The following is a 12,653-nucleotide window of genomic DNA, read 5'->3' as shown; positions in this document are numbered from 1 at the left end:
CCTGCCTGTCACGCAGGGGGTCGCGGGTTCGAGCCCCGTCCGTTCCGCCACCCTATTAGGGGCGTAGTTCAATTGGTAGAGCACCGGTCTCCAAAACCGGGTGTTGGGGGTTCGAGTCCCTCCGCCCCTGCCAGAAAACGATCCTTTGCTTCGGCAAAGGATTTTTTTTTGCCTTCAGAAAGGCAAAAAAGAAGAACCAGCTAAATCTAACTGGTCTCATCTCTCCCCTTCCCTGCTTGCTTCTCTACCTGCCGATCTTTAGCTGTTTTGCCTGACCAGAATCGGGAATTTAAGCAACTGCCGGATATGCGCCTGCTGATCGCTGTTCTGCAACCAGACAGCATAGAGCGGACGAACGGCGACGGGCGTATCCGGGATCACCATCAACTCACTGTAAACGCTTTGCCAGAAGTCAGGCAGGAACGCGCACGCGCCGGTGGTATGCAGCAGTTCACGGGTAACATGCGCCGACGTTGTGGTCAGTACTGGCACATCATCCGCCCCGGAAAGGTAGCTCTGATGCTGATGAAAATCTGCTCCCCATTCCAGTTTAATGTAATCATATTTTTCGCGTTTCTCGCTCTGCCGGGCGCAGAACAGCGCCAGCGAGATATGACCAATCTGCTGACTGGTTAACTCATCCATTTTAGGCGCTTCAGTGGTGATCAACAGATCCAGCTGGCGTTCATGGAGCTGCTTAACCAGCAGGTGTCGTTGTGCCACGCGCGCTTCTAAATGCAGGCTTTCACGATTCTCATACAGTGTCTGTAGCCACGGCGTCAGATAAGCCTCCCATAGCGATGCACTGGCACCGATCGAAAGCTCATGGTGCTGCTGAGTGTGGGAAACCTCCTTCTTTGCCATCATCCAGGTGCTCATCAGGCTTTCAGCATAGGGAAGCAGGCGCTCTCCGGCCGCTGTCAGACGTATGTTATTGCGATGCCGTGTAAAAAGGTTAACGCCAAGTTGATTCTCTAACTGGCGGATGCGAAAACTGACAGCAGATTGCGTAAGGTAAAGTGCTTCTGCAGCACGCCCGAAATGGCGTGTTCTGCTCACTTCCAGGAAAGTTTTCAGTAATTCCGTATCCACAGCGTTCTCCCAAAAAATGTTTGTCGTATAGATTTAAATGTTTTGTTTTACACTCTGTCAAGCCTATCTAATACTCCGCGCCATTAACAGCACGGCATTAGAAAATCAGGAGCGTGTAACATGGCGGAAAGCTTCTCAACAGAGAATCGTTTCTTTGATAACAAACATTACCCGCGTGGTTTCTCACGCCACGGTGACTTTACTATTAAAGAAGCTCAGCTTCTTGAACGCCACGGTTTCGCCTTTAATGAGCTGGATTTATCAAAGCGTGAGCCTGCAACAGAAGAAGAACGTCTGTTTATTGAAGTATGTCGTGGCGTGCGTGAGCCGCAAACGGAAGCCGAACGTGTATGGTCTAAATATATGACCCGCATTAAGCGTCCTAAGCGTTTTCATACGCTTTCCGGCGGTAAACCGCAGATGGACACCGTCGAAGACTTTACCGACAGCGACGATTAACAGAGAAGGGGCGAAAGCCCCTTTTTTATTGCAGGCTGTTATGCAGATGAATCATTAAACGATCAATCGTGCGATAACTGACAGCTTCCTGCAGATGATGCCGGCTGATCTCTGCCTCTCCCGCCAGATCGGCCACGGTACGCGCCACCTTCAAAATCCGCTGCCATGCCCGTACAGATAAACCCAGTTTCTCCAGTACTGACTCCAGCCACTCCGCATCCTCCTTAGCCGGCTGACACCAGCGCATAATCTCCGCATTGTTTAAATGCGCATTAATTTTTCCTGCACGGGTCAGCTGAATCTCCCGCGCCGCGACCACCCGATGACGAACCCGTTCAGACGTTTCTGCTGCAGGGCGTTGACCGCTAAGCATTCCACCTGGAAGTAGCGGCACCTCCAGCGAAAGATCAAAACGATCGAGAAAAGGGCCGGACAGCTTGCTGAGATAACGCAGCACCTGCTGAGGTGAGGTGCGGTTATGCTGTCCCTGATAATGTCCGGTTGGACTTGGGTTCATAGCAGCAATCAGCTGAAATCGTGCCGGATAGGTGACTTTTGCGCGGGCACGCGAAATAGCGATGACACCCGACTCTAATGGCTCGCGCAGAGAGTCCAGCACCTTGCGATCAAATTCCGGCAACTCATCCAGAAATAGCACGCCGTTATGCGCCAGTGAGATCTCGCCGGGGCGTGGCAGCGATCCACCACCAATCAAAGCATAGAGAGATGCGCTATGGTGAGGCGACCTGAAAGGCCGGGTACGCCATTGTCGGTGCAGAGTACTGCTATTGTTCACCAGGCTGGCGATTGCCGCGCATTCCAGTGCTTCCTGATCGGTTAAAGAAGGCATGATGCCGGGCAGCCGGGTGGCAAGCATGGTTTTACCGGTGCCGGGCGGGCCAATCAGTAACAGGTTATGCCCGCCAGCCGCCGTGATCTCCAGCGCTCTGCGTCCCTGTTCCTGACCAATAATATCTGCGAGGTCGTCAGCAGGTGGATTGCCCTGATGCTCAGGAGACTGCGCTGTCGGTAACGTGAGTTCATTGCGCAGAAAAGTGCATACGTCGCTGAGATGAGAGGCGACCAGCGATGATCCCTGACGGATAAGTCCGGCATCCGCCTGATTTTCAGCAGAGAGAACCAGCTGTCGTCCAGCCTGAATTGCTACCATGGCTGCCGGAATCGCGCCCTGAACACCGCACAGCGCGCCGTCGAGTGCCAGTTCACCCAGAAACTCATAGTGCGTCAGCTTGTCGGCAGGAAGCTGCTCAGAGGCGACCAGAATGGCGATTGCCATAGGTAAGTCATACCTTCCGCCCTCTTTGGGTAAGTCCGCTGGAGCCAGATTGATGGTGACCCGCTTTGCCGGAAAGGTGAAACCGCTGTTGATAATGGCGCTGCGTACCCGCTCACGCGCTTCTTTGACCGTGGTTTCCGGCAGGCCTACCAGGGTCAAGGCAGGCAGGCCGTTACTGATATGTGCCTCAATGGTCACCAGCGGGGCTTCCACCCCCAGTGCTGCCCGGGTCAGAACTTTTGACAATGACATACTCGCTCCTTGTTGCCGTCAGTCTGGTGACTGCATCAAAGAAAAGCGAGCACAGCATCAGCACAGTTCGGGACATCGCACACCCCGTCGAAAGTTGTTTCATGGCGTTTTAAAACGCTGCGCGACAGTACGCAAATTCATCGAAATATTATTACGTCCCTGAAGTGATGAATAATTATCATTATGTAATTATTTCTTGTATTACAGATTGATAGGCCTTGATTCTGCGCAACAAGCTAAAATAAATCTGTAAAAAAAGTTGTGTCATGCCCCCTGACTATGATAACTCTGTAGGCATTACTTCGAACACGAAAAAGAATTGAACAACACATGAAAGCCCTTCTACAAGTGATTAGCCTGGTCGTGATTAGCGTGGTGGTGGTTATTAACCTACCGTGCGGGGCAACGCTTGGAGAAAGAAAGGCTTAAAAATCAAGCCTCGAATCCGAAAAACCCCCGCACCGAAAGGTCCGGGGGTTTTTTTTCGACCCGAGGAAATATCAGTAAATCCACAAGGAACAAACAATGAACAGTAGCATAAAATTCTGTTGTTCCGGTCAGGACACAGGAGAATAGCGATGACAGGTGCACAGTGGGTAGTTCAGGCTTTACGCGCGCAGGGTGTTGATACCGTATTTGGTTACCCGGGCGGCGCCATCATGCCGGTATACGACGCGCTCTATGATGGCGGCGTGGAACACCTACTGTGTCGTCACGAGCAGGGCGCTGTGATGGCGGCAATCGGCTATGCCCGTTCAACCGGCAAAACCGGCGTCTGTATCGCCACTTCCGGCCCCGGCGCGACAAACCTGATCACCGGTCTGGCGGATGCCATGATGGATTCAGTGCCGGTTGTGGCGGTAACGGGTCAGGTCACCTCGGCCTTCATCGGCACCGATGCCTTTCAGGAGATTGACGTACTGGGACTCTCTCTGGCCTGCACCAAGCACAGCTTCCTGGTGGAATCGCTGGATGAGCTGCCCGCCATCATGGCGGAAGCTTTTGCGCTGGCGCAGTCAGGCCGTCCTGGCCCGGTACTGATTGATATCCCGAAAGACATTCAGATTGCACAGGGTGAACCCGCGCCGCATCTGGTTCCGGTTGAAGAAGGAAATGCGCTGCCGCATCAGGCGATTGACCAGGCACGTGCACTGATGGCGCAGGCCAGAAAGCCCATGCTCTACGTTGGCGGCGGTGTTGGTCTGGCGCAGGCGGTTCCGGCACTGCGTGCGCTGGCAGAAGAGACCGGCATTCCGGCGGTCGCTACCCTGAAGGGACTGGGCAGTGTGGACCCACACAGTGACGTTTACCTTGGCATGCTGGGGATGCATGGTACCAAAGCCGCTAACCTGGCCGTACAGGCGTGTGACCTGCTGATCGCGGTCGGTGCCCGTTTCGACGACCGCGTCACCGGCAAGCTGGATACCTTCGCACCGCACGCCAGCGTCATTCATCTCGATATCGACCCCGCTGAATTAAACAAATTACGTCGCGCTCATGTCTCTCTGCAGGGCGATCTTAACGAACTGCTGCCCGCCCTGAGTCAGCCTTTATCTATCAACGCCTGGCGCGATGAGGTGCAGGCACTGAAAGCCAGCCATACATGGCGCTATGACCATCCGGGCGACGCGATCTATGCGCCGCTGCTGCTGAAGCAGCTTTCCGATCGCAAACCGGCGAATGCCGTCGTCACCACTGATGTTGGTCAGCACCAGATGTGGACAGCGCAACATATGGATTTCAGCGCGCCGGAGAACTTCATCACCTCCAGCGGCTTAGGCACTATGGGCTTTGGCTTACCGGCTGCCATCGGTGCGCAGGTTGCACGTCCGGACGATACAGTGATCTGTGTCTCGGGCGATGGCTCCATCATGATGAACATCCAGGAGCTGGGCACCATCAAGCGCGGCAGGCTGCCGGTCAAAATCGTACTGATGGATAACCAGCGTCTGGGCATGGTGCGCCAGTGGCAGCAGCTGTTTTTCGATGGTCGCTACAGTGAAACTAACCTGTCCGACAATCCCGACTTCCTCACGCTGGCCAGCGCGTTCAACATTCCCGGCCAGCGCATTACCCGTAAAGATCAGGTCGACGCCGCCCTTGATGCTCTGCTGAACAGCGAAGGTCCTTACTTCCTGCATGTTGCAATAGATGAGCATGAAAACGTCTGGCCACTGGTACCGCCGGGTGCCAGCAATGCAAACATGATGGAGAAAACCGTATGAACCAGCATCAATTGTCTATCGAAGCCCGTTTCCGCCCTGAAATATTAGAGCGCATTTTACGCGTCGTGCGTCACCGCGGTTTTCAGGTCTGTTCTATGAACATGGCCTCAGTCGCCAACGCAGAAAACATTAATATTGAAATGACCGTTGCCAGCCAGCGCTCCGTCGATTTACTGTCTTCGCAGTTAAGTAAATTGATCGACGTTGCATGCGTTCAGATTCAACAACAGACAACACAACAAATCCGCGCGTAGCCGCGAGAGGGAATAACAATGAGCACGAAGAAAGCAGACTTTATTTGGTTCAATGGCGAGATGGTTAAGTGGGAAGAAGCGAAGGTCAGCGTCATGTCCCACGCCTTGCACTACGGTACGTCGGTATTTGAAGGCGTCCGCTGCTACGACTCTCACAAAGGACCGGTTGTGTTCCGTCATCGTGAACACATGCAACGTCTGCACGACTCCGCCAAAATCTACCGTTTCCCGATTAAAAGCAGCGTTGATGAGCTGATGGAAGCGTGCCGCGAAGTCATCCGCGTAAACAAACTGAAAAGTGCTTATATCCGTCCGCTGGCCTTCGTCGGCGATGTGGGCCTGGGCGTCAACCCGCCAGATGGCTTCACGACTGACGTGATCATTGCCGCCTTCCCGTGGGGCGCTTACCTGGGCGCTGAAGCGCTGGAAAATGGCATCGATGCGATGGTCTCTTCATGGAACCGCGTGGCGCCAAACACTCTGCCAACCGCCGCTAAAGCGGGTGGTAACTACCTCTCCTCGCTGCTGGTGGGCAGCGAAGCCCGTCGTCATGGCTATCAGGAAGGCATTGCGCTGGATACTAATGGCCTGATCTCAGAGGGTGCTGGCGAAAACCTGTTTGAAGTTAAAGATGGCGTGCTCTATACCCCGCCATTTACCTCTTCGGCACTGCCGGGCATTACCCGCGATGCGATCATCACGCTGGCGCGTGATATGGGCATTGAAGTGCGTGAGCAGACTCTGTCGCGTGAATCTCTCTATCTGGCTGACGAAGTCTTTATGTCTGGCACCGCAGCAGAAATCACACCAGTGCGCAGCGTTGACCGCATTCAGGTGGGCGAAGGCAAATGTGGTCCGGTCACCAAACGTGTCCAGCAGGCCTTCTTTGGTCTGTTCACTGGCGAAACCGAAGACAAATGGGGCTGGTTAGATCCGGTTAACCCATAATCAGATACAGCGCGGGCGTCATCTGACGTCCGCGAGCTAATTCTTACTGGAGTAAATAGAGCATGCCTAAGTACCGTTCCGCCACTACCACCCACGGCCGCAATATGGCGGGTGCCCGTGCCTTATGGCGCGCGACAGGAATGACCGACGACGATTTCGGCAAGCCGATTATCGCTGTGGTTAACTCATTCACCCAATTTGTCCCTGGCCACGTTCACCTCCGCGACCTGGGTAAACTCGTCGCTGAGCAGATCGAAGCGGCGGGCGGTGTGGCTAAAGAGTTCAACACCATCGCGGTGGATGACGGTATTGCCATGGGTCATGGCGGCATGCTGTATTCACTGCCTTCGCGTGAGCTGATTGCTGACTCGGTCGAGTACATGGTTAACGCGCACTGCGCCGACGCCATGGTCTGTATTTCTAACTGCGACAAAATCACCCCAGGTATGCTGATGGCGTCTCTGCGCCTCAATATTCCGGTGATTTTCGTTTCAGGCGGCCCGATGGAAGCGGGTAAAACTAAGCTTTCTGACCAGATCATCAAGCTGGACCTGGTTGATGCGATGATTCAGGGTGCCAACCCGAACGTCAGCGATGCCGACAGCGATCAGATCGAACGCTCTGCCTGTCCGACCTGCGGCTCCTGTTCCGGTATGTTCACCGCCAACTCGATGAACTGCCTGACCGAAGCACTCGGCCTGTCGCAGCCTGGTAATGGTTCACTGCTGGCCACGCACGCCGATCGCAAAGAGCTGTTCATTAATGCCGGTAAGCGCATCGTCAGCCTGACTAAGCGCTACTATGAGCAGGATGACGTCAACATGCTGCCGCGTAACATCGCGAATAAGGCCGCTTTCGAGAACGCTATGATGCTGGATATCGCCATGGGCGGCTCCACCAACACTGTGCTGCACCTGCTGGCGGCGGCACAGGAAGGCGACATCGACTTCAACATCTCCGACATCGATCGCCTGTCACGTAAAGTGCCTCAGCTTTGTAAAGTCGCACCAAGTACCCCGAAATACCACATGGAAGACGTGCATCGCGCAGGTGGCGTTTTCGCGATTCTGGGCGAGCTGGATCGCGCAGGTCTGTTCGACAGCAGCGCGCGCAACATCCTGCAGCAGACGATGCGTGAAACGCTGGATCAGTACGACATCATGCTGACCAAAGATCAGGCGGTAAAAGATATGTTCCGCGCGGGCCCGGCGGGCATCCGTACTACCCAGGCATTCTCGCAGAACTGCCGCTGGGACACGCTGGATGATGACCGTGCCGAAGGCTGTATCCGCACCCGCGAAAACGCTTACTCTCAGGATGGCGGTCTGGCCGTGCTCTACGGCAACATTGCCGAAGATGGCTGTATCGTTAAAACCGCGGGCGTAGACAAAGAGATCCTGACCTTCACCGGTCCGGCCAAAGTCTATGAAAGCCAGGATGACGCGGTAGAAGCGATTCTGGGCGGCAAAGTAGTCGCAGGCGACGTGGTCGTCATCCGCTACGAAGGGCCAAAAGGCGGGCCGGGCATGCAGGAAATGCTCTATCCGACCACCTATCTGAAATCGATGGGCCTGGGCAAAAGCTGCGCACTGATCACCGACGGTCGTTTCTCCGGTGGTACATCAGGCCTCTCTATCGGCCACGCTTCGCCTGAAGCGGCCAACGGCGGCACTATTGCGCTGGTCAAAGATGGCGACATCATTGAAATTGATATCCCTAACCGCGGCATCAAACTCGCTGTGCCGGATAACGAACTGCACGCCCGCCGTGAAGAGCAGCAGGCACGTGGCGATGCGGCGTATACGCCGGTCAATCGTCAGCGTGAAGTCTCCTTTGCGCTGCGTGCTTACGCATTACTCGCGACCAGTGCTGACAAAGGCGCCGTCCGCGATAAGAGCAAGCTGGGAGGCTAACCATGGCCGAGTCTCAACCGCTACCCGACGCGCCATGCGGCGCGGAGTATCTGCGCGCAGTGCTGCGTTCACCGGTGTATGAAGTGGCACAGGTGACGCCGCTGCAGGTTATGGAAAAAATTTCATCGCGTCTTGGCAACACCATTCTGGTGAAGCGGGAGGATCGCCAGCCGGTACACAGTTTCAAGCTGCGCGGTGCTTACGCGATGATTGCCGGTCTGAACGAAGAGCAGAAAGCGCGCGGTGTGGTGACGGCGTCAGCCGGTAACCATGCGCAGGGCGTCGCGCTCTCCGCGACGAAGCTGGGCATCAAGTCGCTGATTGTGATGCCGCTGGCGACCGCAGACATCAAGGTTGATGCAGTGCGCGCATTTGGCGGAGAGGCTTTCCTGTTTGGGGCCAATTTTGACGAGGCGAAAGCCAAAGCGATAGAGCTCGCTGAACAGCGCGGCTACACCTTCGTGCCGCCGTTTGACCATCCGGCTGTCATTGCCGGACAGGGCACGCTGGCGATGGAGCTGTTGCAGCAGGATGCGCACCTCGACCGGGTCTTTGTGCCGGTAGGTGGCGGCGGTCTGGCTGCGGGCGTTGCGGTGCTGATCAAGCAGCTGATGCCGCAGATCAAAGTGATTGCGGTGGAGTCAGAAGATTCAGCCTGCCTGAAAGCGGCGCTGGACGCCGGTCATCCGGTCGATCTGCCACGCGTCGGGCTGTTTGCCGAAGGGGTGGCGGTTAAGCGGATTGGCAGCGAAACCTTTCGGCTCTGTCAGGCCTACATCGATGACATCATCACCGTCGACAGCGATGCGATTTGCGCTGCGATGAAAGACCTGTTCGAAGATGTTCGTGCCGTGGCGGAGCCGTCTGGCGCGCTGGCGCTGGCGGGCATGAAGAAGTATATCCAGCAGCACGAGATCAAAGGCGAGCGGCTGGCGCACGTCTTGTCCGGGGCCAACGTCAACTTCCACGGTCTGCGTTACGTCTCCGAGCGTTGCGAGCTGGGTGAACAGCGTGAAGCGCTGCTGGCCGTCACCATCCCGGAACAGCAGGGCAGCTTCCTGCGTTTCTGCCAGACGCTGGGCGGACGTTCAATCACCGAGTTCAACTACCGCTACGCGGACGCGGACAAAGCCTGCATCTTTGTTGGTGTACGTCTGACGCGTGGCGTGGAAGAGCGCAGCGAGATCATCAGTGAATTCACCCGCGGTGGTTATCAGGTGGTCGATCTGTCAGATGATGAGATGGCAAAACTGCATGTGCGTTACATGGTGGGCGGACGCCCTTCCAAGCCGCTGCGTGAACGGCTCTTCAGCTTTGAATTCCCGGAGGCACCTGGCGCGTTGCTGAAGTTCCTGCAAACGCTGGGCACCCACTGGAATATCTCGCTGTTTCATTACCGCAGCCATGGCACCGACTACGGTCGTGTGCTGGCGGCTTTTGAACTCGGCAGCGATGAGCCACGTTTCGAGGAGCATCTCACCGACCTGGGTTACGACTTTCATGACGAAAGCCAGAACCCGGCGTTCCGCTTCTTCCTGTCAGGCCACTGATTACAGCTGGCTCCAGAAAGCACTAATCAGCGGCTCTCCGAGCCGCTTTTTTTGCACGCAGATGCCGAGTTCGAACGGCGCAACCGAGTCAATATTCTCCAGCAACAGCACGCGGTTCCGCACCGGATCCGGACTGTTCTCCAGCACCACATCCGGCAACAGTGCAATACCGCAACCCAGCGCCACCATCGAGACAATCGCTTCATGGCCCGATACCGTGGCGTAAATCACCGGATTCGGGATGCGCTGGCGGCGAAACCAGAGATCGATACGCCGCCGTGCCGGTCCCTGCACCGGCAGGATAAACGGAATTTTTGACCAGTCGGGCTGCGGCTGGGTGGCCTGGGTGCGGACGGCACAGGGCAGTGCGGGCGCAATCAGCACCAGCGGGATCAGCCCCAGTGGCATAAAATCAATGCTGGCGGGCAGGGTTTCAGGCCGTCCGGCAATCGCCAGATCGGCATCGCCGGAGTGCACTTTTTCTACCGCATCCGCAGCATCGCCAGTATCCAGTTTGATTTCGACCTGCGGATGTTCCGCGCGAAAGCGATCGAGAATCGGCGGCAGATGACTGTAGGCCGCCGTCACAGAACAGAACAGTCGCAGTTCGCCGCTGAGTGACGGGCCGTTAAGATCCATCACATGGCGCAGTTGCTGATACTGCAACAGCGTCTGCTGGGCAAACTGGCGCAGGCGTTCGCCCGCTTCCGTTAACGTCACGGTGCGGTTATCACGCAGAAAGAGCGCATGGCCGACATCGTCTTCAAGCCGCTGGATCTGGCGTGACAGTGTGGAAGGGCTGACGTGCATCGCACGCGCCGTGCGCCCGAAGTGGCAGCTTTCTGCCAGATGAAGAAACAGTTTCAGATCCCGTAAATCCATGCGCGCGTCGCCTCTGTTTAGTATTGCATTTATTGCAATGTGACGTTGTTAATATATCAATTTAAGCAACAGAATTCCTGTCATATGATGGGGTCATTCGCGGCGTTGCATGACACGCCGTTCCTGAACAAAAAAAGCAAACACAACCTTATCGGAGTACCCATGGCTAACTATTTCAACACATTGAACCTGCGCAACCAGCTGGCGCAATTAGGCAAATGTCGTTTCATGGCGCGTGATGAATTCGCGGATGGTGCCAGTTTCCTGAAAGGCAAAAAAGTCGTTATCGTTGGCTGTGGCGCGCAGGGCCTGAACCAGGGTCTGAACATGCGTGATTCAGGTCTGGATGTCGCCTATGCACTGCGTGCCGAAGCGATTGCTGAGAAACGCCCTTCATGGCGCAAAGCGACCGATAACGGTTTCAAAGTGGGTACTTACGAAGATCTGATCCCGCAGGCGGACCTGGTGGTTAACCTGACGCCAGACAAGCAGCACTCTGCAGTGGTTCAGGCTGTTCAGCCGCTGATGAAAGATGGCGCTGCGCTGGGTTACTCGCACGGTTTCAACATCGTTGAAGTGGGCGAAAGCATCCGTAAAGACATCACCGTAGTCATGGTGGCACCGAAGTGCCCGGGTACAGAAGTCCGCGAAGAGTACAAACGCGGCTTTGGTGTTCCGACGCTGATCGCGGTTCACCCGGAAAACGATCCAAAAGGCGAAGGCATGGCGATTGCTAAAGCCTGGGCAGCAGCGACCGGCGGCGATCGTGCTGGCGTGCTGGAGTCCTCCTTCGTTGCAGAAGTGAAATCTGACCTGATGGGTGAGCAGACCATCCTGTGCGGCATGCTGCAGGCGGGTTCACTGCTCTGCTTCGACAAGCTGGTGGCTGAAGGTACGGACCCGGCTTACGCAGAAAAACTGATTCAGTTCGGCTGGGAAACCATTACCGAGTCACTGAAGTTTGGTGGCATCACCCTGATGATGGATCGTCTCTCTAACCCGGCGAAACTGCGCGCTTATGCGCTGTCAGAGCAGCTGAAAACCATCATGGCGCCGCTGTTCCAGAAGCATATGGATGACATCATCTCCGGCGAATTCTCTTCCGGCATGATGGCTGACTGGGCTAACGATGATAAAAACCTGCTGACCTGGCGTGAAGAGACCGGCCAGACCGCATTCGAAACTGCCTCACAGTATGAAGGCAAAATCGAAGAGCAGGAGTACTACGACAAAGGCGTAGTGATGGTTGCAATGGTTAAAGCGGGCGTTGAGCTGGCGTTTGAAACCATGGTCGATGCCGGCATCATCGAAGAGTCTGCTTACTACGAATCACTGCATGAGCTGCCGCTGATTGCGAACACCATCGCACGTAAGCGTCTGTATGAAATGAACGTAGTTATTTCTGATACCGCCGAATATGGTAACTACCTGTTCTCCTTCGCTGCAGTGCCGCTGCTGAAAGAGTTCATGACCACGCTGCAGCCAGGCGATCTGGGTAAAGCTGTTGAAGGCACACAGGTCGACAACGCGCAACTGCGTGACGTTAACGAAGCCGTTCGCCAGCATCCGATTGAAACTGTTGGCCGCAAACTGCGTGGCTACATGACCGACATGAAGCGTATCGCTGTCGCGGGCTAATAACCAGCAACACAGTTTTCAGCAAAACAAACCCCGGCTCGCCGGGGTTTTTTGTTTGTGAACACTGCCTGCATTGCTATAAGACCGTGCCTGTGTCCTTAAGCTTCTTCATTGCTGCCAATATCACTACGCCTTTAAACGCG

11 protein-coding genes and 1 tRNA gene are annotated in these 12,653 nt (G+C 55.5%); 9 read left to right on the top strand and 3 right to left on the bottom strand.

Features of this window, described 5'->3' with window-relative positions; all coding sequences use genetic code 11:
• The first annotated feature begins 57 nt into the window (after positions 1-57).
• A tRNA-Trp gene (locus tag IBT54_RS11960) sits at positions 58-133 on the top strand.
• Between the two features lie 125 nt (positions 134-258).
• On the opposite strand, the gene hdfR is transcribed toward IBT54_RS11960, so the two are convergent.
• The gene (hdfR, locus tag IBT54_RS11955; RefSeq protein ID WP_010253571.1) at positions 259-1,092 is read right to left on the bottom strand and encodes an HTH-type transcriptional regulator HdfR; all 834 of its coding nucleotides are present in this window, start codon (positions 1,090-1,092) and stop codon (positions 259-261) included.
• A 120-nt stretch (positions 1,093-1,212) separates the two neighbouring features.
• Here hdfR and IBT54_RS11950 point away from each other — a divergent pair, with 120 nt between their 5' ends.
• The gene (locus IBT54_RS11950; protein WP_010253568.1) at positions 1,213-1,551 is read left to right on the top strand and encodes a DUF413 domain-containing protein; all 339 of its coding nucleotides are present in this window, start codon (positions 1,213-1,215) and stop codon (positions 1,549-1,551) included.
• Positions 1,552-1,576: 25 nt separating this feature from the next.
• Here IBT54_RS11950 and IBT54_RS11945 read toward each other — a convergent pair whose 3' ends face one another.
• Positions 1,577-3,100 (bottom strand): YifB family Mg chelatase-like AAA ATPase, encoded by a 1,524-nt coding sequence (locus tag IBT54_RS11945; protein WP_195857575.1) that lies wholly within the window; start codon positions 3,098-3,100, stop codon positions 1,577-1,579.
• Between the two features lie 330 nt (positions 3,101-3,430).
• Here IBT54_RS11945 and ilvL point away from each other — a divergent pair, with 330 nt between their 5' ends.
• The 6 genes from ilvL to ilvA all read left to right on the top strand — a co-directional run bounded on the left by ilvL (position 3,431) and on the right by ilvA (position 9,990).
• The gene (gene ilvL, locus IBT54_RS11940; RefSeq protein WP_072101316.1) at positions 3,431-3,529 is read left to right on the top strand and encodes an ilv operon leader peptide; all 99 of its coding nucleotides are present in this window, start codon (positions 3,431-3,433) and stop codon (positions 3,527-3,529) included.
• A gap of 149 nt (positions 3,530-3,678) precedes the next feature.
• The gene (ilvG, locus tag IBT54_RS11935) at positions 3,679-5,325 is read left to right on the top strand and encodes an acetolactate synthase 2 catalytic subunit (protein WP_201252207.1); all 1,647 of its coding nucleotides are present in this window, start codon (positions 3,679-3,681) and stop codon (positions 5,323-5,325) included.
• Entirely contained in the window at positions 5,322-5,579 is a 258-nt protein-coding gene (gene ilvM, locus IBT54_RS11930) for an acetolactate synthase 2 small subunit (protein WP_008926359.1), read from the top strand. Before ilvG ends, ilvM begins: the two co-directional genes overlap by 4 nt.
• A gap of 18 nt (positions 5,580-5,597) precedes the next feature.
• Complete coding sequence (locus IBT54_RS11925) at positions 5,598-6,527, top strand: branched-chain amino acid transaminase (RefSeq protein WP_013359441.1); 930 nt, start codon at positions 5,598-5,600, stop codon at positions 6,525-6,527.
• A gap of 62 nt (positions 6,528-6,589) precedes the next feature.
• Positions 6,590-8,440: a dihydroxy-acid dehydratase gene (gene ilvD / locus IBT54_RS11920; RefSeq protein WP_195857577.1), complete on the top strand. Its 1,851-nt coding sequence runs from the start codon at positions 6,590-6,592 to the stop codon at positions 8,438-8,440.
• 2 nt (positions 8,441-8,442) lie between these two features.
• Positions 8,443-9,990 (top strand): threonine ammonia-lyase, biosynthetic, encoded by a 1,548-nt coding sequence (gene ilvA / locus IBT54_RS11915; protein ID WP_201252206.1) that lies wholly within the window; start codon positions 8,443-8,445, stop codon positions 9,988-9,990.
• On the opposite strand, the gene ilvY is transcribed toward ilvA, so the two are convergent.
• Entirely contained in the window at positions 9,991-10,872 is an 882-nt protein-coding gene (gene ilvY / locus IBT54_RS11910; RefSeq protein WP_033734419.1) for an HTH-type transcriptional activator IlvY, read from the bottom strand.
• A 162-nt stretch (positions 10,873-11,034) separates the two neighbouring features.
• On the opposite strand from ilvY, the gene ilvC reads away from it, so the two are divergent.
• Positions 11,035-12,510 (top strand): ketol-acid reductoisomerase, encoded by a 1,476-nt coding sequence (gene ilvC / locus IBT54_RS11905; RefSeq protein ID WP_033784686.1) that lies wholly within the window; start codon positions 11,035-11,037, stop codon positions 12,508-12,510.
• Positions 12,511-12,653 lie beyond the last annotated feature (143 nt).

The organism is Pantoea sp. S62, assembly GCF_016658625.1.
In the GTDB taxonomy this organism is placed as follows: Bacteria; Pseudomonadota; Gammaproteobacteria; order Enterobacterales; family Enterobacteriaceae; genus Pantoea; species Pantoea vagans.
The sequence above is the reverse complement of the archived record's forward strand: the minus strand, read 5'-3'. Positions and strand labels throughout refer to the sequence as shown.

Bases quoted from the DNA above. Each gene is read 5' to 3' on its own strand.
- IBT54_RS11950 (WP_010253568.1), top strand. From the start codon at position 1,213: ATGGCGGAAAGCTTCTCAACAGAGAATCGTTTCTTTGATAACAAACAT.
- IBT54_RS11945 (WP_195857575.1), bottom strand. From the start codon at position 3,100: ATGTCATTGTCAAAAGTTCTGACCCGGGCAGCACTGGGGGTGGAAGCC.
- ilvL (WP_072101316.1), top strand. From the start codon at position 3,431: ATGAAAGCCCTTCTACAAGTGATTAGCCTGGTCGTGATTAGCGTGGTG.
- ilvG (WP_201252207.1), top strand. From the start codon at position 3,679: ATGACAGGTGCACAGTGGGTAGTTCAGGCTTTACGCGCGCAGGGTGTT.
- ilvM (WP_008926359.1), top strand. From the start codon at position 5,322: ATGAACCAGCATCAATTGTCTATCGAAGCCCGTTTCCGCCCTGAAATA.
- IBT54_RS11925 (WP_013359441.1), top strand. From the start codon at position 5,598: ATGAGCACGAAGAAAGCAGACTTTATTTGGTTCAATGGCGAGATGGTT.
- ilvD (WP_195857577.1), top strand. From the start codon at position 6,590: ATGCCTAAGTACCGTTCCGCCACTACCACCCACGGCCGCAATATGGCG.
- ilvA (WP_201252206.1), top strand. From the start codon at position 8,443: ATGGCCGAGTCTCAACCGCTACCCGACGCGCCATGCGGCGCGGAGTAT.
- ilvY (WP_033734419.1), bottom strand. From the start codon at position 10,872: ATGGATTTACGGGATCTGAAACTGTTTCTTCATCTGGCAGAAAGCTGC.
- ilvC (WP_033784686.1), top strand. From the start codon at position 11,035: ATGGCTAACTATTTCAACACATTGAACCTGCGCAACCAGCTGGCGCAA.